The organism is Nocardia sp. NPDC047648 (assembly GCF_040642815.1).
GTDB classification, from domain to species: Bacteria; Actinomycetota; Actinomycetes; order Mycobacteriales; family Mycobacteriaceae; genus Nocardia; species Nocardia gamkensis.
Genome location: NZ_JBEYSX010000003.1, coordinates 181,125 through 207,631 on the forward strand (window position 1 = coordinate 181,125; position 26,507 = coordinate 207,631).

Annotated in this window: 27 protein-coding genes; 15 read left to right on the top strand and 12 right to left on the bottom strand. The window is 68.3% G+C overall.

The window, feature by feature from the left end:
* Window positions 1-2 precede the first annotated feature (2 nt).
* Complete coding sequence (locus tag ABZ803_RS09475; protein ID WP_357034662.1) at window positions 3-848, top strand: TetR family transcriptional regulator; 846 nt, start codon at window positions 3-5, stop codon at window positions 846-848.
* A gap of 5 nt (window positions 849-853) precedes the next feature.
* Here ABZ803_RS09475 and ABZ803_RS09480 read toward each other — a convergent pair whose 3' ends face one another.
* Window positions 854-2,683, bottom strand: a complete 1,830-nt coding sequence (locus ABZ803_RS09480; protein ID WP_357034664.1) for an acyl-CoA dehydrogenase — start codon at window positions 2,681-2,683, stop codon at window positions 854-856.
* Window positions 2,684-3,057: 374 nt separating this feature from the next.
* Here ABZ803_RS09480 and urtA point away from each other — a divergent pair, with 374 nt between their 5' ends.
* The 6 genes from urtA (at window position 3,058) to ABZ803_RS09510 (ending at window position 8,808) form a co-directional block, all read left to right on the top strand.
* Window positions 3,058-4,332, top strand: coding sequence for an urea ABC transporter substrate-binding protein (gene urtA, locus ABZ803_RS09485; protein ID WP_357034666.1), 1,275 nt, complete (start codon window positions 3,058-3,060; stop codon window positions 4,330-4,332).
* Window positions 4,333-4,535: 203 nt separating this feature from the next.
* Entirely contained in the window at window positions 4,536-5,420 is an 885-nt protein-coding gene (gene urtB / locus ABZ803_RS09490) for an urea ABC transporter permease subunit UrtB (protein WP_357034668.1), read from the top strand.
* Window positions 5,417-6,562: an urea ABC transporter permease subunit UrtC gene (urtC, locus tag ABZ803_RS09495; protein WP_357034670.1), complete on the top strand. Its 1,146-nt coding sequence runs from the start codon at window positions 5,417-5,419 to the stop codon at window positions 6,560-6,562. The genes urtB and urtC overlap by 4 nt, the downstream gene beginning before the upstream one ends.
* Entirely contained in the window at window positions 6,559-7,413 is an 855-nt protein-coding gene (urtD, locus tag ABZ803_RS09500; RefSeq protein WP_357034672.1) for an urea ABC transporter ATP-binding protein UrtD, read from the top strand. Before urtC ends, urtD begins: the two co-directional genes overlap by 4 nt.
* Window positions 7,406-8,098 (top strand): urea ABC transporter ATP-binding subunit UrtE, encoded by a 693-nt coding sequence (gene urtE, locus ABZ803_RS09505; RefSeq protein WP_040870583.1) that lies wholly within the window; start codon window positions 7,406-7,408, stop codon window positions 8,096-8,098. Before urtD ends, urtE begins: the two co-directional genes overlap by 8 nt.
* 8 nt (window positions 8,099-8,106) lie before the next feature.
* Window positions 8,107-8,808, top strand: coding sequence for a GntR family transcriptional regulator (locus ABZ803_RS09510; RefSeq protein WP_357034674.1), 702 nt, complete (start codon window positions 8,107-8,109; stop codon window positions 8,806-8,808).
* A 4-nt stretch (window positions 8,809-8,812) separates the two neighbouring features.
* Here ABZ803_RS09510 and ABZ803_RS09515 read toward each other — a convergent pair whose 3' ends face one another.
* Complete coding sequence (locus ABZ803_RS09515; protein WP_357034675.1) at window positions 8,813-9,685, bottom strand: NERD domain-containing protein; 873 nt, start codon at window positions 9,683-9,685, stop codon at window positions 8,813-8,815.
* 227 nt (window positions 9,686-9,912) lie between these two features.
* On the opposite strand from ABZ803_RS09515, the gene ABZ803_RS09520 reads away from it, so the two are divergent.
* Window positions 9,913-10,446 (top strand): carboxymuconolactone decarboxylase family protein, encoded by a 534-nt coding sequence (locus ABZ803_RS09520; RefSeq protein WP_357035412.1) that lies wholly within the window; start codon window positions 9,913-9,915, stop codon window positions 10,444-10,446.
* Here ABZ803_RS09520 and ABZ803_RS09525 read toward each other — a convergent pair.
* Complete coding sequence (locus tag ABZ803_RS09525; protein ID WP_357034677.1) at window positions 10,443-11,225, bottom strand: TetR/AcrR family transcriptional regulator C-terminal domain-containing protein; 783 nt, start codon at window positions 11,223-11,225, stop codon at window positions 10,443-10,445. The two genes, ABZ803_RS09520 and ABZ803_RS09525, sit on opposite strands and share 4 nt — an antisense overlap.
* A 128-nt stretch (window positions 11,226-11,353) precedes the next feature.
* On the opposite strand from ABZ803_RS09525, the gene ABZ803_RS09530 reads away from it, so the two are divergent.
* Entirely contained in the window at window positions 11,354-11,731 is a 378-nt protein-coding gene (locus tag ABZ803_RS09530) for a VOC family protein (protein ID WP_357034679.1), read from the top strand.
* A gap of 117 nt (window positions 11,732-11,848) precedes the next feature.
* On the opposite strand, the gene ABZ803_RS09535 is transcribed toward ABZ803_RS09530, so the two are convergent.
* On the bottom strand, window positions 11,849-12,697 hold the full coding sequence (locus ABZ803_RS09535) for an SDR family oxidoreductase (RefSeq protein WP_357034681.1): 849 nt from the start codon (window positions 12,695-12,697) through the stop codon (window positions 11,849-11,851).
* Between the two features lie 98 nt (window positions 12,698-12,795).
* On the opposite strand from ABZ803_RS09535, the gene ABZ803_RS09540 reads away from it, so the two are divergent.
* Both ABZ803_RS09540 and ABZ803_RS09545 read left to right on the top strand, forming a co-directional pair.
* On the top strand, window positions 12,796-13,194 hold the full coding sequence (locus tag ABZ803_RS09540) for a helix-turn-helix domain-containing protein (RefSeq protein WP_040870863.1): 399 nt from the start codon (window positions 12,796-12,798) through the stop codon (window positions 13,192-13,194).
* Between the two features lie 37 nt (window positions 13,195-13,231).
* Window positions 13,232-13,660 carry a PPOX class F420-dependent oxidoreductase gene (locus ABZ803_RS09545; RefSeq protein ID WP_062968021.1) on the top strand — a complete coding sequence of 143 codons (429 nt, stop codon included), beginning with the start codon at window positions 13,232-13,234 and terminating at the stop codon, window positions 13,658-13,660.
* An 83-nt stretch (window positions 13,661-13,743) separates the two neighbouring features.
* Here ABZ803_RS09545 and ABZ803_RS09550 read toward each other — a convergent pair whose 3' ends face one another.
* The 3 genes from ABZ803_RS09550 to ABZ803_RS09560 form a co-directional block, all read right to left on the bottom strand.
* On the bottom strand, window positions 13,744-14,451 hold the full coding sequence (locus tag ABZ803_RS09550) for a polysaccharide deacetylase family protein (protein WP_357034684.1): 708 nt from the start codon (window positions 14,449-14,451) through the stop codon (window positions 13,744-13,746).
* Between the two features lie 127 nt (window positions 14,452-14,578).
* Window positions 14,579-15,982 (bottom strand): dihydrolipoyl dehydrogenase, encoded by a 1,404-nt coding sequence (gene lpdA, locus ABZ803_RS09555; protein ID WP_357034685.1) that lies wholly within the window; start codon window positions 15,980-15,982, stop codon window positions 14,579-14,581.
* A 233-nt stretch (window positions 15,983-16,215) separates the two neighbouring features.
* The gene (locus ABZ803_RS09560; protein WP_357034687.1) at window positions 16,216-17,190 is read right to left on the bottom strand and encodes a membrane dipeptidase; all 975 of its coding nucleotides are present in this window, start codon (window positions 17,188-17,190) and stop codon (window positions 16,216-16,218) included.
* 330 nt (window positions 17,191-17,520) lie between these two features.
* Between ABZ803_RS09560 and ABZ803_RS09565 the strand changes: the two genes are divergently transcribed.
* Both ABZ803_RS09565 and ABZ803_RS09570 read left to right on the top strand, forming a co-directional pair.
* A complete protein-coding gene (locus ABZ803_RS09565) occupies window positions 17,521-17,955 on the top strand; it encodes a hypothetical protein (protein ID WP_357034689.1) in 435 nt (144 codons plus the stop codon).
* Between the two features lie 34 nt (window positions 17,956-17,989).
* Window positions 17,990-20,044, top strand: a complete 2,055-nt coding sequence (locus ABZ803_RS09570) for a prolyl oligopeptidase family serine peptidase (protein WP_357034691.1) — start codon at window positions 17,990-17,992, stop codon at window positions 20,042-20,044.
* Between the two features lie 34 nt (window positions 20,045-20,078).
* Here the strand turns inward: ABZ803_RS09570 and ABZ803_RS09575 are convergent, their stop codons facing one another.
* The 4 genes from ABZ803_RS09575 to ABZ803_RS09590 all read right to left on the bottom strand — a co-directional run bounded on the left by ABZ803_RS09575 (window position 20,079) and on the right by ABZ803_RS09590 (window position 23,452).
* Window positions 20,079-20,936: an alpha/beta fold hydrolase gene (locus tag ABZ803_RS09575; protein ID WP_357034693.1), complete on the bottom strand. Its 858-nt coding sequence runs from the start codon at window positions 20,934-20,936 to the stop codon at window positions 20,079-20,081.
* 48 nt (window positions 20,937-20,984) lie between these two features.
* Complete coding sequence (locus ABZ803_RS09580; protein ID WP_245659782.1) at window positions 20,985-21,617, bottom strand: TetR/AcrR family transcriptional regulator; 633 nt, start codon at window positions 21,615-21,617, stop codon at window positions 20,985-20,987.
* Between the two features lie 307 nt (window positions 21,618-21,924).
* The gene (locus ABZ803_RS09585) at window positions 21,925-22,749 is read right to left on the bottom strand and encodes an HAD-IIA family hydrolase (protein WP_357034696.1); all 825 of its coding nucleotides are present in this window, start codon (window positions 22,747-22,749) and stop codon (window positions 21,925-21,927) included.
* Between the two features lie 382 nt (window positions 22,750-23,131).
* A complete protein-coding gene (locus ABZ803_RS09590) occupies window positions 23,132-23,452 on the bottom strand; it encodes a helix-turn-helix transcriptional regulator (RefSeq protein ID WP_201298008.1) in 321 nt (106 codons plus the stop codon).
* A 73-nt stretch (window positions 23,453-23,525) separates the two neighbouring features.
* Between ABZ803_RS09590 and ABZ803_RS09595 the strand changes: the two genes are divergently transcribed.
* Complete coding sequence (locus ABZ803_RS09595) at window positions 23,526-24,671, top strand: MFS transporter (protein WP_357034698.1); 1,146 nt, start codon at window positions 23,526-23,528, stop codon at window positions 24,669-24,671.
* A 195-nt stretch (window positions 24,672-24,866) separates the two neighbouring features.
* On the opposite strand, the gene ABZ803_RS09600 is transcribed toward ABZ803_RS09595, so the two are convergent.
* The gene (locus ABZ803_RS09600) at window positions 24,867-25,319 is read right to left on the bottom strand and encodes a MarR family transcriptional regulator (RefSeq protein WP_357034700.1); all 453 of its coding nucleotides are present in this window, start codon (window positions 25,317-25,319) and stop codon (window positions 24,867-24,869) included.
* Between the two features lie 123 nt (window positions 25,320-25,442).
* Here ABZ803_RS09600 and ABZ803_RS09605 point away from each other — a divergent pair, with 123 nt between their 5' ends.
* On the top strand, window positions 25,443-26,438 hold the full coding sequence (locus tag ABZ803_RS09605) for a superoxide dismutase (protein ID WP_357034702.1): 996 nt from the start codon (window positions 25,443-25,445) through the stop codon (window positions 26,436-26,438).
* The last annotated feature ends 69 nt before the right edge of the window (window positions 26,439-26,507 follow it).

Below are 26,507 nucleotides of genomic sequence, written 5' to 3' on the forward strand. Positions count from 1 at the left end.
TCATGACGGCCACGATCAAACGCAGTGACGCGACCAGGCAGGCCCTGTTGCGCGCCGCCCGCGAGGAATTCGCGCAGTACGGGCTGGCCGGCGCGCGGGTCGACCGGATCGCCGAGGCGGCGGGCGTCAACAAAGAGCGCATCTACGGACTGTTCGGCAGCAAGGACAAGCTGTTCGACGTCATCCTGATCGACACGCTGCGCGAGTTCATCGATGTGGTCAAGCCGTTGGCCGACACCGAACCCGGGGCCTACGTCGGCAAGCTGTTCGACTATCACCGGGACAATCCCCAGCTGTTGCGGTTGCTGCTGTGGGAGGCGCTGCACCGCGGCGCCGACGCGCACGACATCGACGGCTGGCGCGCCGCGCACTACGTGCAGAAATTCGATCGCGCCCAGGAACAGTTCGACGTCGACTCCGCGAACGCGGGCCGCCTGCTGCTGGCTCTGTGCGGCCTGGCCAACTGGTCACACGCCGTCCCGCAGACCACCAGACTGCTGCTCGGCGAGGCCGCCGCGGAGGACAAGGACGCCACCCGCGCGTTCCTGATGGAATTCGCCAGGGCGGCGATGCGCCGGGACGCGGCCCCGGGTGAGCGGGAAGCCCGCCTCCCGGAGGTCGAGCTGGTCAATGAATTGACCACCAGCGACGAGCAGCCCGGCGTGGACCGCGCAGCCCAGCGACTCCGCGACGCCCAAGCCGCCGCCGAAGCCGCCCGCACCGAACTGGCCACCGCCCTGAAGGCCGCCCACGCCGCAGGCACGAGCGCAAACCAGCTCGCCAGACAGGTATCGGGCACACTGTCCCGCCCGGTCGTGCTCAAACTGCTCGCCCAGCCCGAGAGCTGAGACGATCAGAACGCGGCTTCGTCCAGGTTCATGATGTCGTCGTCGAGTGCGGCGATTATCCCGCGCACCGCGGCCAGGTTCGGCAGCACGTTCTTCGCGAAGAAGCTCGCGACGGCGACCTTTCCGGCGTAGAAAGCGCGATCCTTCTCCGGCGCGTCGGTGGCCAGTGCGGTGGCCGCGATCTCCGCCTGAACCAGCAGGCGCCAGCCGATGAGCAGGTCGCCGACGGCGAGCAGGAAGCGCACCGAACCGAGGCCGACCTTGTACAGCTCGGTGGGCTTCTGCTGGGCGGCCATCAGGAAGCCGGTGAGCGAGGCGGCCATCGCCTGCACGTCCTCCGCGGCCGTGCGCAGCAGGTCGCGCTCGGTGTCGAATCGTCCGGTCTTCGCGTCGAGGAATGCCGCGATCCGCGCGCTGACGTGCCCGAGCGCCGCACCTTTGTCGCGAATGATCTTGCGGAAGAAGAAGTCCTGCGCCTGGATGGCGGTGGTGCCTTCGTAGAGCGAGTCGATCTTCGCGTCGCGGATGTATTGCTCGATCGGGTAGTCCTGGAGATAACCGGAACCGCCCAAGGTCTGCAACGACTCGGTGAGGAACTGGTAGGCGCGCTCGGAACCGACGCCCTTGACGATCGGCAGCAGCAGATCGTCCACCCGGTGCGCCAGATCGGGGTCGGCGCCGGAGACGAGCTGGGCCACATCGGCGTTCTGGTGGGCGGCGGTGTACAGGTACACCGCGCGCAGGCCCTCGGCGTATGCCTTCTGCATCGCCAGTGAACGACGCACGTCCGGATGCCGGGTGATGGCCACGCGGGGCGCGGCCTTGTCGGTCATCTGGGTCAGATCCGCGCCCTGGACACGCTCTCTGGCGTAGTCGAGCGCGTTGAGATAACCGGTCGACAAGGTGCCGGAGGATTTGACGCCGACCATCATGCGCGCGTTCTCGATCACCTGGAACATCTGCGCGATGCCGTTGTGCACGTCGCCGACCAGCCAGCCCTTGGCCGCTACGCCGTGGCCGCCGAAGGTCAGCTCGCAGGTGGGCGAGGATTTCAGGCCCATCTTGTGCTCGACTCCGGTGACGTACACGCCGTTGCGCTCGCCGAGTGCCAAGGTCTCGGGGTCGAAGAGGAACTTCGGCACGTAGAACAGCGACAGGCCCTTGGTGCCCGGTCCGGCGCCTTCCGGCCGGGCCAGCACCAGGTGGAAGACGTTCTCGGCGGTGTCGCCGACCTCCGCGCCGGAGATGAACCGCTTGACGCCCTCGATGTGCCAGGTGCCGTCTTCTTGCGGGATCGCCTTGGTGCGTCCCGCGCCGACGTCGGATCCGGCGTCGGGCTCGGTCAGCACCATGGTGCCCTGCCAGCCCTTCTCGAGGCCGAGCGTGGCCCAGTGCCGCTGCCGCTCGGTGCCGACGTTGTACAGCACGGACGCCATGACCGGCCCCATGTTGAAGAACGACGCCGAGGGATTGGCGCAGGTGATCATCTCGGCGACGGCCCAGACCAGCGCCGCGGGCGCCGGGGTGCCGCCCATGCCCTCCGGCATGCCCAGCCTGCTCCAGCCCGCGTCGCGCACGGCGGCGACGGTCCTACGGAGCGGCTCCGGAACAGAGACCGAGAAGGTTGGCGCGTCATAGGCCACCGGATCGCGATCGGCCGCCGCGAAGGAGTCCGCCACCGGCCCCTCGGCCAGTCGCCGAACCTCCGCGAGGATCTCCCGGGCGGTGTCGGAATCGAGGTCGCCGTAGGCGCCGGTATCGAGGAGTTTGTCCAGCTCGAGCACTTCGAACAGGTTGAACTCGATGTCCCGCAAGTTCGCCTTGTAGTGGCCCATCTGGTCCTCCTCGACTCGAGTCCGCGGCCCGCCGCCGCAGCTTGGGACGGTTCAGATGTTGTACGAATCGAAGCGTGCCGCATCGCGGCGACGCTACGCAACCGTAGCCACATCCGCCCCGGCCAGCGGGTTTGCCCGGATCTCACAACCGTTCACCGTCCGTTTACGGGAAAGGTTCACACGAGCGAAACAGACGAAACGGACTTGTCATCGAGAGATATTCCGGCGCAACAAGTTCTGTCTACCGTTCGCATCACGAATACAGCCGTTGTATACAGCCCCGTCTACAGCCGTGAGCGGGGCGAAGACGGCGGTATTCGATGCGGCGCCCTGCCGACGCCGCCGCAATACCTGATGAGGAGAGGGTTCGCCCCATGCCAGATTCCCGTGCCACCCATCGCTCCAGGCGTTTGGTCCGAGCGGTGGCGGTGCCCACCGCGGTCGCGCTCGCCGGCCTGTTGCTGACCGCCTGCGGCGCCAAGGACGACGCCTCGACCACCGGCTCCGGCGCCGCCTCCTGCGTCGACACCTCGAAGGACACGATCAAGATCGGTTCGCTGCACTCGCTGTCCGGCACGATGGCCATCTCCGAGGTCACCGTCGCCAACTCGACCAAGCTGGCCGTCGACCAGATCAACGCCGCGGGCGGCGTGCTCGGCAAGAAGATCGATCTGGTGCTCGAGGACGGCGCCTCGGACCCGAAGACCTTCGCGGAGAAGGCGGAGAAACTGATCAGCTCCGACTGCGTCGCCGCGGTGTTCGGCGGCTGGACCTCGTCGAGCCGCAAGGCCATGAAGCCGAAATTCGAGAGCCTGAACTCGCTGCTCTACTATCCGGTCCAGTACGAGGGCCTGGAGGACAGCAAGAACATCTTCTACACCGGCGCGACCACCAATCAGCAGATCGTTCCGGCGCTGGACTACCTCAAGCAGAAGGGCATCACGTCCCTGTACCTGGTCGGCAGCGACTACGTCTTCCCGCAGACCGCCAATCGTGAGATCAAGGCGTACGCCGCCGCCAACGGCATCGAGATCAAGGGCGAGGACTACACCCCGCTCGGCTCCACCGACTTCTCCACCATCGTGAACAAGGTCCGCTCCGCCAAGGCGGGCGCGGTGTTCAACACCCTCAACGGCGACTCCAACGTCGCGTTCTTCCGCGAGTACAGCAACGCGGGCCTCAAAGCCGCTGAGATGCCGGTGATCTCGGTGTCCATCGCCGAGGAGGAGGTGGCGGGCATCGGCGCGCAGCACATCGCGGGCCAGCTCACCGCGTGGAACTACTACCAGACCGTGGACACCCCGGTGAACAAGAAGTTCGTCGCCGACTACAAGGCCGCCTTCGGCGCCGACAAGCCGACCTCGGACCCGATGGAAGCCGCCTACGCGTCGGTCTACCTGTGGAAGAACACCGTCGAGAAGGCGCGGTCGTTCAAGGTGGAGGACGTCCAGGCCGCCGCCGACGGCGTCAGCTTCGAGGCCCCCGAGGGCCTGGTCACCATCGACGGCTCCAACCACCACATCACCAAGACCGCCCGCATCGGCGAGATCCGTCCCGACGGACTCATCTACACCGTGTGGGACTCCGGCAAGGCCGTGACGCCGGATCCCTACCTGAAGTCCTACGACTGGGCCAAGGGCCTGAAGTAGTCCGCGGCTGTCCGCGGCCCAGCTACCGGTGCCCGCCCGGCGACCCAGTCGCCGCGGCGAGCACGCGGAGCGCGTAATGAGGGGGGCCGCGGACAGCATCGGACACCAACGCGCCCCGAGCGCCTCAACTCCCGGTTTTGAGCCATCAAGGGGCCGCGGACACGCCGCGACGAAGTCGCGGCAGATCAAACACAGGAGCTCGCATGGACGTTGTGATCGGACAGCTCTTCACCGGGCTGAGTCTGGGATCGATTCTGTTGCTCGCCGCGCTCGGCCTCTCGCTGACCTTCGGGCAGATGGGCGTGATCAACATGGCGCACGGCGAGTTCATCATGGCCGGTTGCTACACGACCTACGTTGTGCAGAAGGTCATCTCGTCGGCGGGTACCTCGCTCGTCGTCTCGCTGCTGATCGGTTTCCTGGTCGGCGGCCTGCTCGGCGCCGCGCTGGAGATGGGCCTGATCCGCTGGATGTACGACCGGCCGCTGGACACGTTGCTGGTCACCTTCGGCGTCGGGCTGGTGCTGCAACAGCTGGCCCGCGACATCTTCGGCGCGCCCGCGAAGAACGTCATCGCGCCGGAGTGGCTCAGCGGCGGCGTCACGATCCTGGGCGCGGTGGTGCCGAAGACGCGCATCTTCATCCTCGTCCTGGCGGTGGTCGCGGTGACCGCGCTGGCCGCGGTGCTCAAGGCGACTCCGCTCGGCCGCCGGATCCGCGCGGTGGTGCAGAACCGCGGCTTGGCCGAAACCTCGGGCGTTTCCAGCCGTTTCACCGATATCAGCACGTTCTTCATCGGCTCCGGCCTGGCGGGCGTGGCCGGTGTCGCGCTCACCCTGATCGGCTCGACCAGCCCGACCATCGGCCAGAGCTACTTGATCGATGCGTTCCTCGTGGTGGTCATCGGCGGGCTGGGCCAGATCAAGGGCACGGTGATCGCGGCGTTCGCGCTCGGCCTGCTCAATTCCTACATCGAGTACTCGACCACCGCGTCCATCGCGAAAGTCGTCGTCTTCGTCGTCATCGTGATCTTCCTGCAGGTCCGTCCGCAGGGCCTGTTCACCGTCCGGACAAGGAGTTTGGCATGACCACACTCGTACAACGGTGGCGCGCGCATTCCTCGCTCACCGCGTTGGCCGGGTTCGCCGTCGCCGCCGTCGGGTTGTTCGCGGTCGCGCCCGCGGTGCTCAGTGATTTCCGGCTCAACCTGCTGGCGAAGTTCTTGTGCTTCGCGATCGTCGCGGTTGGCATCGGGCTGGCCTGGGGGCGCGGTGGAATGCTCACCCTCGGGCAGGGCGTGTTCTTCGGCATCGGCGCCTACATCATGGCCATGCATCTGCAGATGGCCGACGCCGCCCGGCTCGGCAACGACGTGCCGGAGTTCATGGAGATCGCGGGCATTCGCGAATTGCCGTCGTTCTGGACGCCGTTCGCGTCGGGTCCGGTGGCGCTGCTCGGCATCCTCGTGCTGCCGGCGCTGATCGCGGCGGCGCTCGGTTACGGCGTGTTCAAGCGCCGCGTGAAGGGCGCGTACTTCGCGATCCTCAGTCAGGCGCTCGCCGCCGCGCTGGCCATCCTGCTGACCGGCCAGCAGGCCATCGGCGGATTCACCGGTCTGTCGGATTTCCGGGCGTTCTTCGGGTTCAAGCTGTCCGACCCGGTCAACCGGCAGATGCTGTTCTTCATCGCGGCGGGCACGCTGCTGGTGGTGGTCGCGCTGGTGCGGCAGCTGATGCACAGCAGGTACGGCGAGTTGCTCGTTGCGGTACGCGACCAAGAGGAGCGGGTGCGCTTCCTGGGATACGACCCGGCGAACGTGAAGATCGTCGCCTACGTGGTCGCGGCGTTCTTCGCCGGCATCGCCGGTGCGCTGTTCACCCCGATCGTCGGCATCATCTCCCCCGCCGACATCGGCGTCGTTCCGTCCATCGCGTTTCTCATCGGCGTCGCGATCGGCGGCCGGACCACCCTGCTCGGGCCGGTGCTCGGCGCGATCGGCGTGGCATGGGCGCAGACGGCGCTGTCGGAGGAGTTCCCCTCGGGGTGGACATATCTGCAAGGCGTGCTGTTCATCGTGGTGGTCGGTTTCGTGCCCGCGGGCCTCGCCGGATTGTGGCCCTTGCTGAAAGGTGTGCTGGGCAACCGGTTCCAGCGGCCCGCGGACCCGCCTGCGGCCGCGGTGGTCGAGGCGCTGCCGGAACCCGCGACGGAGAAGGTGGAATCGCGATGACCGAGACGACGCACGAACCGAAGCTCGGCGGCAACGCGGGAATGTCCAGCGAGTACCTGGAGATCCGTGGCCTGTCGGTGAGTTTCGACGGCTTCAAGGCCGTCACCGATGTCGATCTGACGGTGTTGCAGGGCGATCTGCGCTTCCTCATCGGTCCCAACGGCGCGGGCAAGACGACGCTCATCGACGCGATCACCGGTCTGGTCCCGGCGACCGGGTCGGCGCAGAAGACCGGCGTGGAACTGCTCGGCAAGAAGGTGCACCGGATCGCCCGGCTCGGCGTCGGAAGGACGTTCCAGACCGCGAGCGTGTTCGAGCAGCTCAGCGTGCTGCAAAATCTCGACATCGCCGCGGGTGCGGGCCGTTCGGCGCTCACCATGTTGCGCCGCCGCAAATCGGTGCTCCCCGTGATCGAGGAGGCGCTGGAGACGACCGGTCTGACCGGCCTGCGCGACAAGCCCGCCGGAGTACTCGCGCACGGGCAGAAGCAATGGCTCGAGATCGGCATGCTCCTGGTACAGAACGCGTCGGTACTGCTGCTGGACGAGCCGGTGGCCGGCATGAGCGCCGAGGAACGCGAGGAGACCGGAAACCTGTTGCGCCGCATCGGCGGCGACCGGGTGGTCGTGGTGGTCGAGCACGACATGGATTTCATGCGCGCCTTCGCCACCTCGGTCACCGTTCTCGCGGGCGGCAAGGTGCTCAGCGAGGGGACCGTCGAACAGGTGCAGGCGGACCCGAAGGTCCAGGAGGTCTACCTCGGCACCGCCGCGGCCATCGGCACCGAACTGGAGGACGCCTCGACCGCGCCGAACCCGGAGTCACCCCGGAAAGGGGACAGCGATGCTTGAACTCACCGATATCCACTCCGGCTACGGCCGCACCGAAGTCATCCACGGCGTCTCGGTGACCGTCCCGGACGACAGCGTGGTCGCCGTCATGGGGCACAACGGCGCGGGGAAGACCACGCTGCTGCGCACGGCCGTCGGCCTGATCGGTACGAAGTCGGGCCGGATCGAATTCGACGGGGAGGCCATCACCAAACTGTCGCCGTCGCGGCGGGTGCGTCGCGGGATCGCGTACGTGCCGCAGGGACAGCAGAGTTTCCCGCAACTGACCACCGCGGAGAATCTGCAGGTGGTCGCCGACGGCCGTAAACGCGGCAAGGCGCTGATCGACGAATCGCTCGATCTGTTCCCCGCGCTGCGCGAACTGCTCGCGCGGAAGGCGGGCCTGCTGTCCGGCGGCCAGCGCCAGCAACTGGCCATCGCGCGGGCGCTGATCACCGAGCCGAAGCTGCTCATCCTGGACGAGCCGACCGAGGGCATCCAGCCGTCGGTGGTGGCCGAGATCGAGCGCACCATCATCGATCTCACCCGCCGGGGCGGACTGAGCGTGCTGCTGGTCGAACAGCACATCGGCTTCGCGTTGCAGGCGGCGCAGCGCTACTACGTGCTGCGGTCCGGCCGGGTGACCTCCACGGGCGCGGGTGGCGCGGGCGCCGAGAGCGAAGTCCGCTCGGCGATGGCGATCTGAGCGCCGCCATGACCCGCGACAGGGGTCGGATTCCATTGCGCGAGCAGGTGTACGACTCGTTGCGGCGGGATCTGGCCACCGGAGCGATCGTGCCGACCGAACGGCTCGGCGAGGAACGCCTCGCCGAGGCCTACGGGGTGTCGCGCACCCCGGTGCGCGAGGCGCTGGCCCGGTTGCAGGCCGACGGCCTGGTGGAGCGGCTCGCCGACGGCCTCTACCCGTACCGGCCCCGGCTCGACGAACTCGATCACCTCTACGAGCTGCGGCTGGTGCTGGAAGCCAGGGGGATGCACCGCGTGCGGGCGCCCGGTGAGGCGCCCGCGCACGATCTGGCTCTCGTGCGCGCGGAACTCGACGCCTGGCGCGCGCTGCGCGACGATCCGCCCGAACCGGGACCGGCGCTGGTGGCCGCCGACGAACGGTTCCACACCACCTTGCTCGCCGCCGCGGGCAACGCCGCACTCGCCGAGGCGCTCACCGCCGTGCACATCCGGGTGCGCCCGGTGCGCACGCTGGACATGCCGACTCCGGAGCGGATCGCCACCATGACCGCCGAGCACATCGAGATCGCCGAACTCCTGGTGTCGGGTGCGGTGGACGCGGCGGCGCAGACCCTCACCGCCCATATCGACACCTCCCGGACGCACGTGCTGGCCCGCGCCCAGCACGCGCTGCGCCTGACCAAACTCGGCCGCGCCGTGCGGGATTGAGCGATCAGCAGTTCTGCTGGAAGGGGAAGCAGTCGGTGGGCCGGTGCGACGGCGGCGACGGGGTGGTAGTCGTCGTACCGGTGGCCGGAATCGGTTGCGCCGAGTCGTGCGCCAGCGCGGTGGCGATCACGCCGAGCACGAACAGGACCCCGACCACGGCGATCACGACGACCGACCAGCCCGCGTAGGCCTGGCTCTTCGTCGGGGCGCCGGGCGTCGGCTCGACCCGCGGCTTCGGTGTGCGCGGAATGGTCGTGACCGGCTCCGGCGCGTTCTCCTCGAAGCCCGCCTCCAGGAGTTCCGCGCGGGTCGGGGCGATCTCCGCCAGCCCGAGCGCGCCGCACGCGCCGATCACCCGGTCCGCGGTCCAGTCGCGCGGTCCCGCGGAGAATCCCTCCAGGTAGATGCGCAACTCGGTCGCGTCGGTGACATTGCCGACCACCACGTCCAGCCCCGGGCGCAGGTTGGTGCGCGCCGGACGCACCACGGCACCGCGGAACGGGACGAGCACCACCGCGCCGCTGATGTGCCCCGGGTCCTGCAACGCCCGCTGGAGCATGTGCTTGACCGCGTAGATGCCGTGTTCCACGCGCTCGGCGGGGCTCCCGGATTCCGGGTCGTCCAATTCCACCGGCGCGTCGCTGATCTTCCACGGCCCTTCGGCCGGTGTGCTCAGAATGCCGCTCTGCCTGCGCTGGAATCCGTGCACCTCCAGGACGGTCAGGCCCCGCGGGGTGCACACCACCGCGTCGACGCGCCGATTGTCCGCCTCGAGATCGATCACGGCGAAACCGGTGGTCGGATACGACCGCAGGCACGCGACGAATTCCCGCTCGGCGCCGGAAAGCTCCGCTCCGGGCCTGATCCTCACCAGCATCTGTTCCCCTGCCGACCTGTTGTCCACACCTGACGCCGCGCCAACTCACTGCGGCCGCGGTGACCCGCACCGGTACTGATGATGACGGGGTACCCGGCCGAAAACCACTCCGAAAGCAAAAGAATGGCGGGCGCCGCGCGGGATACTGCCGAGTAGGCTCTTTCTCGGCAGGCACCGACGCCGGCCGCACAGACCACGCGGAGGTGGCAACCACGATGGTTTCAGCGCTGCAACCACGCATCTCGCCCGGACGGCTGCGGGAACTCGGCCCGCTCAACTGGGTTGTCTGGCAGGTGCTTTCCCGTGCCGCGGGCACCGGCGACGCCCACTTGTTCAGCACCCTCGGCCGAACCCGCGGACTGTTCCGCGGCTGGCTGCACTACTCGGGCAAACTCATGCCGGGCGGGCGGCTACCACGCCACGAGTCGGAGCTGGTGATCATCCGGGTCGCGCAGCTGCGCGGCTGCGACTACGAAATGGACCATCACATCCGGCTCGGTCGCCGCGCGGGGGTGACCACCGAAATCCTCGAGCGGCTGCGCAAGGGCCCCGAAGCGGCAGGTTGGTCGGACAAGCACCGCGCGCTGCTGGCCGCGGTGGACCAGCTGGTCGAGACGCGCGACCTCGACGACGACACCTGGGCCGAGCTGGCGAAGCACTACGACGAGCGCAGCCTCATCGAAATCGTGCTGCTGATCAATCAATACGACGGGCTGGCCGCGACGATCACCGCCCTGCGCATCCAGCGCGACGGCGTCTAGACCCCAGCGGACGGCCCCTCGATGCGGCGCGCCAGGCCGTCGAGCACCAGCGTCAGCCCGAACTCGTAGGCATGGTCGGCGCTGTAGGCGGCGTCGTGCGCCTGGCCCGCGGTCGTGCCGACACGGGCGGCGAGCGGGTAGCGTTCCGCGTCGAACACCTGCGCCAGCACGGGCGCGGCCCGTTCCCACCACTGCCCGTCGGACAGCGCGCTGTCCGACGCCGCCCGCGCGCTGTCGATGGCGATACGGGCGACGGAGGTGACGAACCCGAGCACGAACGTGAGCGCGGCGTCCATCTCGACGTCGTCGAGTCCGAGGTCCGCGAAGGCCCCCAGCTCGTGGTCGTACTTGGCGGCGAGGCCAGGCCCGAGTGGCGGCCGGGTGGTCGGCAGATACGCCACCCAGGGATGGCGGGCCAGCATGGCGCGGTTCTCGGCCGCGATCCGGACAACCCGCTCGCGCCAGGGCAGACCGGTGAGGTCCGCCCGTTCCATCCGCGCGTACACCGTGTCCAGCATCAAGTCGATCAGCTCGGCTTTGCCCGGCACATACGTGTAGGTGGCCATGGGGGTCAGGCCGAGCCGGTTGGCGACCGCGCGCATCGTGAGCGCTCCGATCCCCTCCGCGTCGGCGATCTCGAGCGCGGCGGCGATCACCGCCTCGACGCTGCTGCGCTGCTTCGGGCCCCGTCCCGCGCCCGACTCCGGCGGAATCCGCCATAGCAGCTCCAGCGTGCGAACCGGGTCGCCCGCGCCGCTGCGTTCCTTCGGCTGTCCCACCGCTGCCTCCTCGACCACCTCGAACCACCGATGGTATCGGTGTGACTCAGGTCATAATGCGCATCGCCCCAAAATGCTCTACAAAGTACAGTGTACTTAGTACAGATTTCCGACGCCGAGGAGAGTTCATGAACATCACCGCTTCCGCCGTCTCGCTCAACGTCCCCGACCCGGCCGCCTCGGCGAAATTCCTCATCGACCACCTCGGCTTCGAGGAGAAGATGTCGGCCGAGGGGTTCGTCTCCCTCGCCCGCGACGACGCCGGGCTGAACGTCATCTACTTGCGCACCGGGCTGGCGAGTTTCAAACCGAAGAGCAAGGCGGGCAGTGCGGGCGAAGGGCTGCTCGTCGCCTTCGTGGTCGACGACATCGACGCCGAATACGCCCGCTTGCAGGACGAGGGGGTGCCGATCGTGACGCCCATCGAAACCGAGGAGTGGGGCGAGCGGTACTTCCAAATGAGCGATCCGAACGGGATCATCATCCAGCTGGTGCAGTGGGTGTAGCACGCGAGCTTCGCTCGAACCGGCAGCCGGGCCGGGTGTGGCGGCATGGAAACAGGCCGCCGCATCCGGCCCTTCGACGCGCGATACCACCCGCGACGGTTGCTTTCCCGATCAGCGTCAGCCCAGCGCCGCACGGAAGACTTCGACAGCCCGGGTAGCCGGTCGGCCGAGCAATTTCTCCAGATCCCCGGAGCGCACGTCGAGGATGCCGCGGGCGATACCGGCGTCTGCGTCGGCGAGCGCCTCGGCGTAGGCCTCCGGCAACCCGGCCTGGATCAGCGCGGCGGCGTAGTCCGCCTCCGGCAGGTTCTCGTAGCGCACCGGCTTACCGGCGGCCTCCGAAATCGCCTGCGCCAGTTCGGCATAGGTGAGGCTTTCGCCACCGCCGAGTTCGTATACCCGGCCCGCGTGACCATCGGTGGTGAGCACCCGGGCGGCCGCTTCGGCGTAGTCGGCGCGCGCCGCGCCCGCCACGCGCCCCTCGCCCGCGGCGCCGTGCAGTACGCCCGACTCCACCGCGTGCGCGAGACCGCCCACGTAGTTCTCCCAGTACCAGCCGTTGCGCAGCAGCACGTGCGGCACGGCCGATTCGGCGAGCACCGCCTCGGTGCCCTTGTGTTCTTGCGCGAGGATCAGCGGGTTGTCGGTAGCGCCCGGAATGCTCGTGTAGGCGAGCAGTTCCACGCCGGCGCGTTCGGCCGCGCGAATGACATTGGTGTGCTGCGCTACTCGCGCGCCGAACTCGCTGCCCGAGATGAGCAGCACCCGGTCGACGCCGTCGAGGGCGCGCTCCAGCGCGGCCGGGTCGTCGTAGGCGGCCTCGCGGATGTCCACGCCGCGTTCAGCCAGATCGGCGACCTTCCCCGGATCACGCACGATCGCGACGGGCGTCGATCCCGCGCGCGACAACTCCTCCACCACGAGTCGGCCCAGCTGTCCGCTCGCTCCGGTTACGGCGATGGTCATGACTACCTCCAGGTTGTGTACTGATCAACATGCACTAACTATTCGTAAGTACTATGCATTCCGTACCCACTGCGGTCAAGTTGGGTACGATGACGGTCATGACGACCCAGCACACCGGCTCGGCGGAGGCCGACGACCCGACGCTGGAAGCCGACGTCTTCGCGCGCAACTGCACCTCACGGCCGGTCCTGCAAACGGTGGCCAGTCGCTGGGGCACCCTGGCGCTGGTCGCGCTGCGCGAAGGCCCGTACCGGTTCAGCGCCCTGCGGCGTCGCGTCGACGGCGTGAGCGAACGCATGTTGTCGCAGACTCTGCAAGCGCTCGAGCGCGACGGCATGGTGCACCGCGAGGTGCAGGAGACGATTCCGCCGCGCGTCGAATACACCCTCACCGAATTGGGCGCGGAGGTGGCCGCGCACCTGGAGTCGCTGATCCAGGTGCTGGAGACCAACATGCCCCGCGTACGCGAGGCACAGGCGGCCTACCACCGCGATTGACCGGGAAGAGACTCCCCGCGCCACGGGTTACACGGACATGGAACTCGCCGCCGCCGTCGATTTCGCACGCGAACATCGCAGGTCCGTGCTCACCACGATCCGCCGCAACGGGCGCCCACAGCTGTCCAACGTGCTGCACGTCATCGGCGCCGACGGCCGGATCCGCATCTCCATCACCGCCGACCGCGCGAAGTATCACAACCTCGTGCGCGATCCATGGGCGGCACTGCATGTGACCCGCGAGGATTTCTTCGCCTACGCCGTGCTCGAAGGCACGGTGGAACTCACTCCGGTCGCCGCCGCGCCCGGCGACCCCACCGTCGACGCGCTCGTCGACTACTACCGCACCGCCAACGGCGAGCACCCCGACTGGGACGAGTACCGCGCCGCGATGGTCACCGACCGCCGCGCCTTGGTCCTGTTCACCCCCACCCACGCCTACGGCATGCTCCCGGCCGCCGGTTAGCAGATCGGCCGAGGTCCGCGGCGACTACGGCCGAGTGGCGGGCGCTCCGATCCACCGTTGGACCGGCGCGGCGCACGGCCGGATCAGCGGGACATCAGGTCCGACACGGTGACGAATTGATAGCCCGCGGCGCGCAATTCGGTGACGATGCGGGGGATGGCGGCGAGCGACGCCTCAGCGTTCCCGTACATGACGTGCAAGAGGATGATCGAACCGGGACGGACCTCGCCGAGCGTCTCGGCGACGATGTCGTCGGCGGTGACGTCCGCCCGGCCCGAATCGGGCTCGACGTCCCACGTCACGGTGACCCGGTCGTGCTCGGCGAGATAGTGCGGCAGCATCCACAATTTCTTGCCGTAGGGCGGCCGGAAGGTGATCGGGCCCGCGTAACCGGTCTTCGCGATCTCGGCGTCCGTGCCCTCCACCTCGTCCCGGACCGTGCCGGGTGTGACGAACACCATCCGCCGGTGCGAATAGGTGTGGTTGCCGATCTCGTGGCCCGCGGCTGCGATCGCCCTGCCGTGCTCCGGATGCGCGGCGAGATCACGCCCGTTCAAGTAGAACGTGGCTGGAACTCGCGCGTCGGCAAGGACTTTCAGCACTTCGGGAGCGCGATCGGACGGCCCGTCGTCCAACGTCAGCGCGACGACCCTCGCGTCGGTGTCCACCCTGCTGACCACGTGACCGGCCAACTGGAAGGTGCGCGCGTTCATCAGGTAGAAGGTGCCCGTCCCCAGCAGCACCACCACGACGAGCACCGGCACACTTCCGATCAACCACCTGCGAAGCATGCACGCTGTATAGCAGACCGCCCGCGCCCGCGCCGACCTCCGGCGGCCCTACCGAGGCGGAAACCATTGGCCGACAAATGAAAAGGGCGTGCGATCTACGACCGCACGCCCTCTCTCCGCGACCGGATCAGAAGTTGATCATGTGGCCGGCCAGGCCGTGGAAGGCTTCCTGGAGGGCCTCGCTGAGCGTCGGGTGGGTGTGCACGTTCCGGGTCAGCTCGTTGACCGTCAGGTCCCACTTCTGCGCGAGGGTGAGCTCCGGCAGCAGCTCGGAGACGTCCGGGCCGATGAGGTGCCCGCCGATCAGCTCGCCGTACTTTGCGTCGGCGACGAGCTTGACGAAACCGGTCGGGTCGCCGAGGCCGTGCGCCTTGCCGTTGGCGGTGAAGGGGAAGGTCGCGACCTTCACGTCGTAGCCCTCGTCCCGGGCCTGCTGCTCGGTCAGACCGAAGCTGGCGACCTGCGGCTGGCAGAAGGTGGCGCGCGGCATCATCCGGTAGTCGCCGAGGGTGACGGTCTCCGCCCCCGCGATGGTCTCGGCCGCGACCACGCCTTGGGCCTCCGCGACGTGCGCGAGTTGCAGCTTGCCGGTGACGTCGCCGATCGCGTAGATGTGCGGCACGTTGGTGCGCATGTAGTCGTCGATCCCGATCGCGCCGCGGTCGGTGACCACCACGCCGGTGGTCTCCAATCCGTAGCCGTCGACGCGCGGTGCGAAGCCGACGGCCTGCAGCACCTTGTCGACGGTGACGGTCTCGACCGAGCCGGACTTGTTGTCCTTGATCGCGACGGTGACCTTGGCGCCGTCGTCCTCGATGGACTGCACGGCCGCACCGGTGGTGATGGTGATGCCGAGCTTCTTGTACTGCTTGGTGATCTCCTTGGAGACGTCCGCGTCCTCGTTCGGCAGCGCGCGGTCGAGGAACTCGACGATGCGCACGTCGACGCCGTAGTTCTTCAGGACGTAGCCGAACTCCATGCCGATCGCGCCCGCACCGACGATGAGGATCGAGCCGGGCAGGTCACGGGTGAGGATCTGCTCCTCGTAGGTGACCACGTTCGCGCTGAGCTGGGTGCCGGGCAGCAGCTTGGTGACGGTGCCTGCCGCGATGATCGCGTTGTCGAACGTGATCGCCTCGGTGCCGCCCTTGGAGAGCTCGACCGAGAGCGAGTTCGGGCCGGTGAAGGTGCCCTTGCCGTCGAACTCGTCGATCTTGTTCTTCTTCATCAGGAAGTGGACGCCCTTGACCCGGCCGTCGGCGACCTTGCGGCTGCGGTCGAAGGCGACCCCGAAGTCGAAGTTCACCTCGCCGGAGATGCCGAAGGTCTTCGCCTCCTTGGTGAAGATGTGGGCGAGTTCGGCGTTTCGCAGGAGCGCTTTGGACGGGATGCAGCCGACGTTCAGGCACACACCGCCCCAGTATTTCTGCTCGACGATCGCTGTTCGCAGGCCGAGTTGAGCGGCGCGGATCGCGGCGACGTATCCGCCGGGACCAGCACCGAGAACGACGACATCGTAGTGGGAAGTCACGAACCGAGCCTAACTCCGCAGCGGTATGTTCACCCACCCATCCCCCACCATGGTGAGGCGTGGGCCACACCTACCCGCAAACTTTCCGTGATCGGGAAGAACGCGGTGGTGTCGCCGCGCTAGCATGCCGCCTGAGCAGCCGTATCGAGAGCATCCGCGAGTGGCACCCGGCCGCGGTAGACCTCTCCGTGGTGCGCCCCTCGCGGGGTCCACGCGGTGGCGAGCGGCTGGGGTCAGGTCCGCCAGACCTGGCGGGCGACGCGGCGGAAGTTCTCGCCGAAGACCGCTGCCCGGTCCACCGCGGTGAAACCACGACCGGCCAGCGCCTCGTCGAGGCCGGGTACGTCGGCGGCCCCGGTCAGATCCTCGGGCGGCACCCATTGCAGCGCGCCCCATGTGGTGTATGCCTCGGAGAAAGCGTCCGGATTGTTCGCCAGTTCGGCGTTGAAGTCCTCGGCGTCGAAGGAGTAGTCCGAGCCGATGCCGATGTGCTCGATGCCGACCAGTTCGGCGCCGTATTCGATGTGCCGCGCCATCGCCGCGATCCGCTCGGCGCGTTCGTCGGCGGCGTTGCGGCCCAAAAAGATTCCGACCCCGTTGATTCCGATTACGCCGCCGGTCGCGGCGCAGGCCCGCGCCTGCTCATCGGTGATGTTGCGCGGATGATCCCACAGGGCGGCGAAGTTCGAGTGGCTGTAGATCATCGGGACGACACTCGACTCGGCCAGTTCCAGCCCGGTGCGCCGGGAACAATGCGAGCCGTCGGCGAACATGCCGACTTCGTTGAGCGCACGGACGAGGTCGCGGCCGTACCCGGTGAGTCCGGTGTCCTCGGTGTCCAGGCATCCGCAGCCCGCGGCGTTGGCGTGGTTGTAGGTGGGCAGCAACGACCGCACGCCGAGGTCGTAGAACCGCGCGACGTTGTCCAGATCGCCGCCCAGCGGGCCGGAGTCCTCCAGATCGAACGCGAGCGCGACGGCCCCGGGCGCACCGATGTCCTCGATGCCGCGCACCAGGCGAAACCGGTCGTCCGCCGACGCCTCGCGGCGGAATCGGTTCAGCAACGCCAGAGAGTCCGCGGTCGACTGCCGGGAGTAGCCCACGTTCACCGACAAGTACGAGCCGGCCGGGTAGCGCGCGAGGTCGCCGATGCGCGCGGCGGGCGAGAGCGGCAGGCAGCAGTGCTGCTCCCAGAGAAACGGTGGCAACCTCGAACCTCCTGTTCGGATCGACCTCGTCGGCAGCGATCCTACTTGTCCCTCCGAGCGGGCATCGGCCCCCAGCGAACGGCGAGCCGCCGCTACTCGGCTGCCGTGGACGAGTTGTCCCGTTCGCCAACACTTTTCGCCACAAGCGGCGGTAACAGCGCGCTCACCTCGACCGATGCACGTAATACATCAATCCTCCCGTGCCACGAAGGCGGTGCGACCATGCGTCGCTTGCTTCCCTTTTTCTTCTCCTTCCTGACAGTCGCCGGTCTCTGGATCGCGCCCGCCCCTGCCTCCGCCGCCCCGGCGTGCGCGTCCGGTTGGGGTTCGATGCCCAAGACGAGCCAGGCCCGCGCGCTCACGCCGCTGACCGGGGTCCGCGCCGGGCGGCACGACTGCTTCGACCGCTTGGTGTTCGACGTCGCCGGGCCCGTGACGGGGTACCACGTCGGCTACGTCGAGCGGGTGACCATGGACGGCTCCGGCGCACCCGTCCCGCTGCGCGGCGATGCGTACCTGAGCATCACCGTCAACGCCCCCGCCTACGACGACTCGTTCACCCCCACCTACAACCCCGCGAACCGGGCCGAGCTCACCGAGGTGCGGGACTACCGGACTTTCCGTCAGGTGGCCTGGGCCGGCTCTTTCGAAGGCCAGACCACGGTCGGTCTCGGCACCCGCGCCCGGCTGCCGTTCCAGACCTACACCCTCGACGGACCGGGTGGCGGATCGCGCATCGTGGTCGACGTAGCGCACTCCTGGTAACCCCGCGCCCGGGCGGCTCGTCCACAATGTGGGGATGAGCGGTGTGGAGAATGCGACCGACCCGTACCTCTGGCTGGAAGAAGTGACCGGTGAGCGGCCCCTGGACTGGGCCCGCGCGCACAATGCCGTCGTGCACTCCCGGTTCGCCGACTCCGATCGCTTCCGGGAGCTGGAGCGGCGCATCCTCGACATGCTCGACACCGATACGAAGATCGCCTACCCGTCTCGCCGCGGCCCCTGGCTCTACAACTTCTGGCGAGACGCCGAACACCCGCGCGGCCTCTGGCGGCGCACCACGTTCGCCGAGTACGCCGAGGACTCGCCGGACTGGGACGTGCTGATCGATCTCGACGCACTGGCCGCCGCCGAGGACGAGAACTGGGTGTGGGGCGGAGCCGCGGTACTGCGCCCGGAACAGTCCCGCGCGCTGATCAGCCTGTCGCGCGGCGGCGCGGACGCGAAAGTGGTCCGCGAATTCGACCTCGCGCGGCGGGTGTTCCTCGACCCCGCCGACGGCGGGTTCTTCCTGCCCGAGGCGAAGTCGGAGATCCGCTGGATCGATATCGACTCGGTGTACGTGGGCACCGACTTCGGCCCCGGCTCACTGACCGATTCGGGGTATCCGCGGATCGCGAAACGCTGGCGGCGCGGCACCGCTCTGGACGAGGCGACCACCGTTTTCGAGGGAGAGACCGGGGATGTCGCGGTCTCGGCGGGCTACGACCGCACACCGGGTTACGAACGGCACTACGTCGGCCGCGCCACCGACTTCTTCAACGAAGAGGTGTATCTGCTGGCCGACGACGGCACGCTGCGGCATCTCGAGATCCCCAGCGACGCCAGCGAATCCTGGTACAAGGACTGGCTGCTGGTGCGGTTGAAGTCGCCGTGGGAGGTGGGCGGCGCGAGTTATCCCGCGGGTGCGCTGCTGGCCGCCGACTTCGAGAAGTTCCTGGCCGGCGCACGGGATTTCGAGGTCCTCTTCACCCCGGACGCGCACACCGCGCTGCACGGCTACGGCTGGACCGAGAATCACCTGCTGCTGGTCACGCTCGAGGACGTGCAGACCAAGCTGCACGTGCTCACCCCGGCGACGGACGGCTGGCGTCGCAGGCCACTGACCGACACTCCGCCGATGGCCACCACCAGCGTGCTGAATCTCGATCCGCTGGAGGGCGGCGACGAGTTCATGCTCAGCACCAGCGGGTTCACCACTCCGGCTACGCTGCTGGCCAGTGCGGTCGGCGGGCGCACCGAGCGGCTCAAGCAGGAGCCCGGGTTCTTCGACGCCGACGGCGTGGAGACCGAGCAGTTCTTCGCCACGTCCGATGATGGCACGCCGGTGCCGTACTTCGTGATCCGTCATCGCGACCGCAAGGACCGGCCTGGGCCGACGGTGATGTCCGGCTACGGCGGTTTCGAAGTGTCGCGCACTCCGGGTTACAGCGGCGCGTCGGGGATGGGCTGGCTGGAGCGCGGCGGCACCTGGGTGATGACGAACATCCGCGGCGGCGGCGAGTACGGGCCGCAATGGCACACCTCGGTGCAGAAAGCCAACCGGCACAAGGTGTACGAGGACTTCTCCGCGATCGCGAAAGACCTCGTCGGACGCGGTATCACCACCGCGGATCAGCTCGGCGCGGTCGGCGGCAGCAACGGCGGACTGCTCATGGGCGTGATGCTGACCCGCTACCCCGAATTGTTCGGCGCGATCGTCTGCCAGGTGCCGCTGCTGGATATGAAGCGCTACCACCTGCTGCTGGCGGGCGCCTCGTGGATGGCCGAGTACGGCGACCCCGACAAGCCGGAGGAATGGGAGTACATCGGCAAGTACTCTCCTTACCAGAACGTGCGCGCCGACCGTGCCTACCCGCCGATCCTGCTCACCACCTCGACCAGGGACGACCGGGTGCATCCCGGCCACGCCCGCAAGATGGCCGCGCTGCTGGAGGAGCAGGGCCACGAGTTCTGGTACCACGAGAACATCGAGGGTGGCCACGGCGGCGCCGCCGACAACAAGCAGTCGGCTTTCCAGGCGGCGCTGATCTACGAGTTCTTCACCCAGATGCTGATCGAGCGCCGCGCCTGACGAATGGCAGGGCCGGGCGCGGTCCGTGCTCGGTTCAACGGTCGCGCAACCACTTCTCGATCTGGTCGACAGTGCTGTCGCACTGCCGGATCCAGCCGTTGTGCCCCAGCGGTTCCGGCTGTCGCCAGCGCGTCACCTCCGCGTTGGGCAGCTTCTCCAGCAGATGCTCGGCGGAGCTGGGCGGGGTGAGGTCGTCGCCGGTCATAGTGATGGACAGCACCGGAAGCCGCAGCCGCGCGATGCGCTCCTCGTAGTCGATGTCCGCGCCGACCGGGACGAACCGGCCGGTGCGCGCGAGCCGGGCCCAGTCGGAGATCAGCACTTTGGACTGGCGGCCGAAGCCCATCGACACCCGGTCGCCGGGCCAGAAGCCCGCCAAGTTGGCCGTCAGCGAGATCGCCGCGGTGCCCACCAGCATGCCAGGGCCCGAAAGTCCGCGATAACCACGGTAATACGGCGTGCCGGACGCGACCAGGACGAGTCCGCCGAGCCTGCCGCGGACGCGCGCGGCGTACATGACGCCGAGCTGGCCGCCCATGCTGTGGCCGAGCAGGTACGGCGTGCTGTCCGGGAATTGTTCGCGGACCACCTCGAAGATCGCCGGGAAGTCGACCGAGACCAGCTCGTGGTAGCCGAAAGTACTGGCGGAACTGGGCTTCGGCCTGCTGTCGCCGTTGCCGCGCAGCTCACCGATGGCCACGTCGAACCCGCGTGCCGCCAGGCTCGAGGCGAACAGTTCGTAGTAACCCCCCGGAACACCGAGTCCGGGCACGATCACCAGCACCGGACGCGGCGCGTCCGGTGTGACCGGGTGCCGGTGCACGCCCCCGGCGGGGATCAACCGCACCGGAACCGTGGTGCCGTCCGGCATCTGGATCGGAACTGTCTGCATTCCCGCACGCTACCGCACTCGTCGCCGCCGGTCCCGCAGGCCGGGGCGCTATGCGCGGACCGCGCCGATGATCACTCTGCTCAGCACCCGGATCACGTCGTCGAGCGGTGGACGCGGCTCCGCACCGCTCCACGAGTCCACCACGTAGTTGACCGCGCCGATGATGGCGAGCATCCGCATCTCGTAGTCGCCCGCGGGTATCTCGCCGTGCAGCGCGGCGTCTTCGGCGGCGCCGGCCAGCAGCGAACCCCACTCCCGCCGCACCGCGAGACGGAACTTCTCCACCTTCGGGCCCGCGCCGACCACCTCGACCAAGGCGACGCGCGCCTTGCGCGGATCGGATCCGATGGATTCGACGTACGCGCGAACCGCGGCATCGATGACGTCCAGCGACTTGGCGCCGGACTTCGCGTCCAACGCCTTCTTCACGGCATCGCGCGACTCCCGGTCGATCTGCTCGTACAGCTCTAGGAGCAGGGACTCGCGACCGGTGAACTCCTCGTAGAACTGTCGCGAGGAGAGTCCGGCGTCCTTACAGATGGCGCCGACCGAACTGTTGGCGTAGCCGTCCCGCGCGAAGACCGTCAGGCCTGACTCCAGAAAACGCGCACGCCGCTGACGCTGCCGGTCCTCCACGGGTTGCCCGGCATACATTCGACCCGTATTCGCATCCTGTGACATTGGGGCAGACAATACAGAAGGGCCCGAACTCATCGTCATGGATCGGGCCCTTCGTTACAACCCGCGGCCTACATCGCGTTAGCCGAAAGTTGGCTGAGCAGTTGCTACCTCATTGATCGGTCGCCGAGCCGAAGCCCGGCGACCATAGTAGTTTGCGCACAAGCACGCTCATCAGCGAATCGAGCATCCGGCAACTCCGATCTGTCCGTGAGACATTCCTTGTCACTGGCCATTTGCCGGAACAGACGATACCTAGCAGCGCCGCGTTCGCGGGCAATTTTAGAGGGAAACTGTAGAATTTTTTGTTTCATTCCGATTCGTCGGTTACGGCAAGTTCGCCCGACTCCGCCGCCTCGGCCAGCAATTCCGGCAGCGCGGCCACGGAATCGATGACGTGATCGGGCTCGCGGTCGGCCGACGCCAGTACGCCGGGACGGAATTTACCGGTGCGTACCAGAACCCCGGTCAACCCGGCGTCCTGCGCCGCGAGCACATCCGAATACAGATCGTCACCGATCATCAGGACCTCCGAAGGGTCCAGCCGCATCAGCGCGGCGGCGGTCCGGAAACCGGCCGCGGCGGGCTTGCCGACCACCTCGATGCGCGCATTGCCCGCCGCCTCCAGGCCGGGCAGGTAGGCGCCCGCGTCGACGCGGAGCCCTTCCGCTGTCGCCCAGGTCAATCCGCTGTGCATGGCGACGACGGGCACACCGTCCAGCATCAGTTCCACCACCCGGCTCAGCGCGGCGTGATCGAATTCCGGTCCCGCTCCGCCGATCACGACCACGTCGGGATGATCCTCGTCGAGCGTCAGACCGGTCAGATCCGCCGTGATGTCGCCGTGGTTGAGCACCCAGACGGCGGCATCGGGGTAGCGTCCGCGCACGAACTCGGCGGTGAGTCTTGCGGCGGTGACGATCTCGCCCTGTTCGACCTCGATGCCGGTGTCGCACAGGCGCTGCGCGATCTCGGCGCAAGTGCGCGAGGTGGTGTTGGTCAGGAACGCGCGGCGCAGCCCGCTCTCCCCGATCCGGCGCACCGCGGCGGCGGAGCCCTCGATCTCCTGCCAGGAGGTCACCAGGACGCCGTCGATGTCGTAGAGCACGCCTCGGATCCGACCGCGGTCAGGCATGGGTTCAGCGTACGACCGGCCCGCCCTCCGGGCACGCGGACTCAGGGTGATCCCATGCGAAGGCGCCGCTACGCACTCGAGGAGGGCCGTCGCCGCTGATCCTGGGTGCCGCCCGCGCACGGTTGCCCGCATCCGCCGCTCGCGCCGACGGACCGTCGCACGGTCACTCGATCTCGACCGGGGGCTGTTCGCCGTGCCCGCCGCCGAAGGCGCGGACACGATGGCCGGGGCGATGTTCCCGGACCCCGCGCAGTGCAGTCGTTCGTCGGCAGCGCGACGATCGCGATGACGGACGACCACCCGCGGAGGTCGCCGGAATGCCCACGGCAGCACGGTTTCTCGCGGCGTTCGCGCTGGGTGGGGCACGCGCCCGGGGGCCGGTTCAGCGCTGGGCGCCGGTGATGACCGCGTCCAGCAGGCCGGGGAAGCGCTGCTCCAGATCGTCGCGCCGTAATTCGACCAGCCGGTTGCGGCCGGAGACGAAGGTCGTCGTAATGCCCGCGTCCCGCAGCACCTTCCAGTGGTGCGAGGCGGTCGCCGCCGTGATCTCCACATCGAACTCCCGGACATTGCAGCTCAGCGGTTCGCGCTCACCGGCGAGCGCGCGCACCAGTTCGAGCCGGACCGGGTCGGCGAGGGCGCTGAGCACCCGGACCAGGTCGATGTCGGCGGTACTCGGCTGCGGCAGCGGGCGCATCTCCATTCTCCGATCATTTGACAACCATCGAATCATATCCCACTCTCATCCTATGATGCTTCGACAACCATCGAACAATTTGTATCGATCGCTCCTACCGCTCGCCGTGGGCACTTTCGTGCTCGGCACCGACGGCTTCGTGCTCAGCGGGCTGCTCCCGCTGATCGCCGCCGACCTGCACGTCTCCGTGTCCACCGCGGGCCAGCTGACCACGATGTTCGCCTGGACCTACGCCATCGCCTCGCCCCTGATCGCCGCCGCGACCGGCTCCTGGGATCGCCGACGGCTACTCGGCGGTGGCGCCGCGCTTTTCGTACTCGGCATGATCGGACAGGCCGCCGCGGAGAGCTTCGGCGTCATGGCGGCGGCGCGTGTGGTGGCGGCCATCGGAGCGGCGGCCTTCCAGGCCAACGCGTTCGCCGTCGCGGGTGTCGTCGCCGACGACGCGCACAGGGGACGTGCGCTGTCGATCGTCACCGCGGGCATCACGCTGTCCAGCGTCGCGGGCGTGCCGATCGGCATCTTCGCCGAGCGCTGGATCGGCTGGCGCGGTGTGCTGTGGGGAATCGCGGTCGGCGGAACCGTCGCGGCGGCGCTGGTCCTCCTCCTGCCCCGGGTGACGCTGCCCAGCACCGGCCTGCGCGACCGGATCGGCGTGCTGACCCGTCCGGCGGTGCTGCGCGTGCTGATCGTGACGACCACGCAGATCACCGCCGTCTACACCACCATCGTCTACCTGCCGGTGGTGGTCGCGACCTCGGTGCCGCAGAGCATGCTCGCGTGGTTGCTGCTGGCCATGGGCATCGGCCAGGTGATCGGCAACGCGCAGGCCGGGCGCGCGGTCGACCGGTACGGCCCGCAGCGCACGCTGACGGTGGGGCTGCTCGGCGCACTGGCGGGTCTGGCCATGCTCGGCGTGGCCGTCCATGCCGCGTGGGCGGTGTTCGTCGTGCTCGCCGTCACCGGGTTGTTCGGTGCGGCGATCCTGGTACCGCAGCAGCATCGCCTGTTCGGCATCGCCCACGACGCCCCCACCGTTGCCCTCGGCCTGAACGGATCGGCCATCTACCTCGGCGCGGGCATCGGGTCCGTCGTCGGTGCGACCGTGCTGGATTCCTCCGGTAGCCAGTGGCTGCCGTGGACATCCGCGCTCATCGCGTGCCTGGCGCTCGCACTCGCGCTCCGGAAGGCTCGGCCTGCCGCCCGAACTCCGGTTCCCGCCTAGGCCTGTCCAGCAGCGATGCGACCACGGATCGCGCCGCCGGTGAGTCGATCCGCTCCACTCCCACGGATCCACCACAGCGGCCCGTCGCCCCATCGCACCACCGAGCGGAGGGCGCCGAACATCGTCGTTCGGCGACTCCGTGGCCGTGAGCGGCCGATCCGGACGCGGGTGCGTCCGGTTTCTGCCCGCGGATGGCTAAGCGGCCGGATCGGGCCGGATCGAGTCGAGCCGATCGGCGCATCGAATCAGCAAGTCCTGCAGAGTAGCTCGTTCGGCGTCGGTGAATTCCTCGGCCAGGGCTCGTTCGACGCGGACCGCGCGGGTGTCCGCGTCGCGCATCACCGCCGCGCCCTTCTCGGTCAGCGTGGTCTCCAGGACGTTCTTGTGCCACGGGTGCTGCGTGCGCTCGATCAGCCCGCGGTCTTGGAGGTTGCTCAGCACGGTGTTCATCGAGGGCGGGGTGACGCCGCAGAGCCGGGCCAGGGCGGCGGCCGAGATGCCGGGGTTCTCCGCGAGGAACAGCAGTGCGGCGTACTGCGGCACGGTGACGCCCGCCGGCTTCAACGCGGCGTTCTTCGCCGTGTTGAGGGACTGCTCGGCACGTTTGAGATACGAACCGATCCGTTCGGCGGCGGGCAAGGACGTCATAAACGCATGGTATCCGCACAACTTATCGTTCTAGCCTTGACGATCATTAGAGTTCTAACTTAGATTTGTGCTCATTCTCAAGTGTGAACAAATTCGTTAGAGCGAACCCTAAGAGGTAGACCGATGTCCCATGCTCTGTCCCGCCTGCTGTCGAGCCTGGCCGCAGGAAGCGCCTGCGTCACGCTCATGGCCTGCGGCACCGGCGATACGCCGAGCAGTCCCGTCCACACCGCCTACGAACTGCCGGGCGACCACGTCTACCCGGAGGGAATCGCGGTCGACGCACGCACCGGAGACAGTTACGTCGGGTCCTACACCACCGGCGCCGTCTACCGCGCGACACCGGATGCCCATCGCGCCGAGGTCTTCCTGCCCGAAGGCGCCAACAACCACAAGACCGCCAACGGCTTGAAAGTCGACTCGGCCGGGCGGCTGTGGGTGACCGACTCGACCACGGGCGTCGCGGTGTACGACGTCGCGACCCGCGCGCTGCTCGCCGACTTCACCGTGCCAGGAAGCGATCCCCGCTTCGTGAACGATCTCGCCATCACCCCGGACGGCACGGCGTATCTGACCGACAGCACGCGGGCGGTGGTCTATCGCGTCACTCCCGATCAACTGGCCGCCGCCAGAGCACAGGGCGGGCGCGGGGAACTGACGCCGCAGTTCGACCTGCGCCCCGTACTGCCGCCGATCGAGCCGGGCGGCTTCAGCCTCAACGGCATCGTCACCGATCCGGCGGGCCGTTACCTGCTCACGGTCGACATGCCGCGCGGCGACCTGTACCGCATCGCGTTGACGCCGGAAGCGAATCCGATCAGCAAGGTCGCCTTGCGCGGCGGCGATCTCCGGCAGGGCGACGGACTGGAACTGCGCGAGGGCACCCTGTGGGCCGTCCACAACACGACCAACACGATCAGCCGCTGGACCGTCTCCGACGACGGCGCCACCGTGACGCTGGCACAGCAGCGCACCGACGAGGCCCTGTCCATCCCGACGACGCTGGCCCGCGCCGGTGACAGAACCCTGATCGTCTCCTCCCAATTCGACAAGGGCGGCCCGATGGGACCCGGCAGCCCGAGGACGCCGTTCGCCGTCGTCACCCTCGACGGATTCTGACGCGCGAATCCGACCGAAAACGCCGGAAGCCGGCCCACCTCGCGGTGGACCGGCTTCTGGTTCGAACTG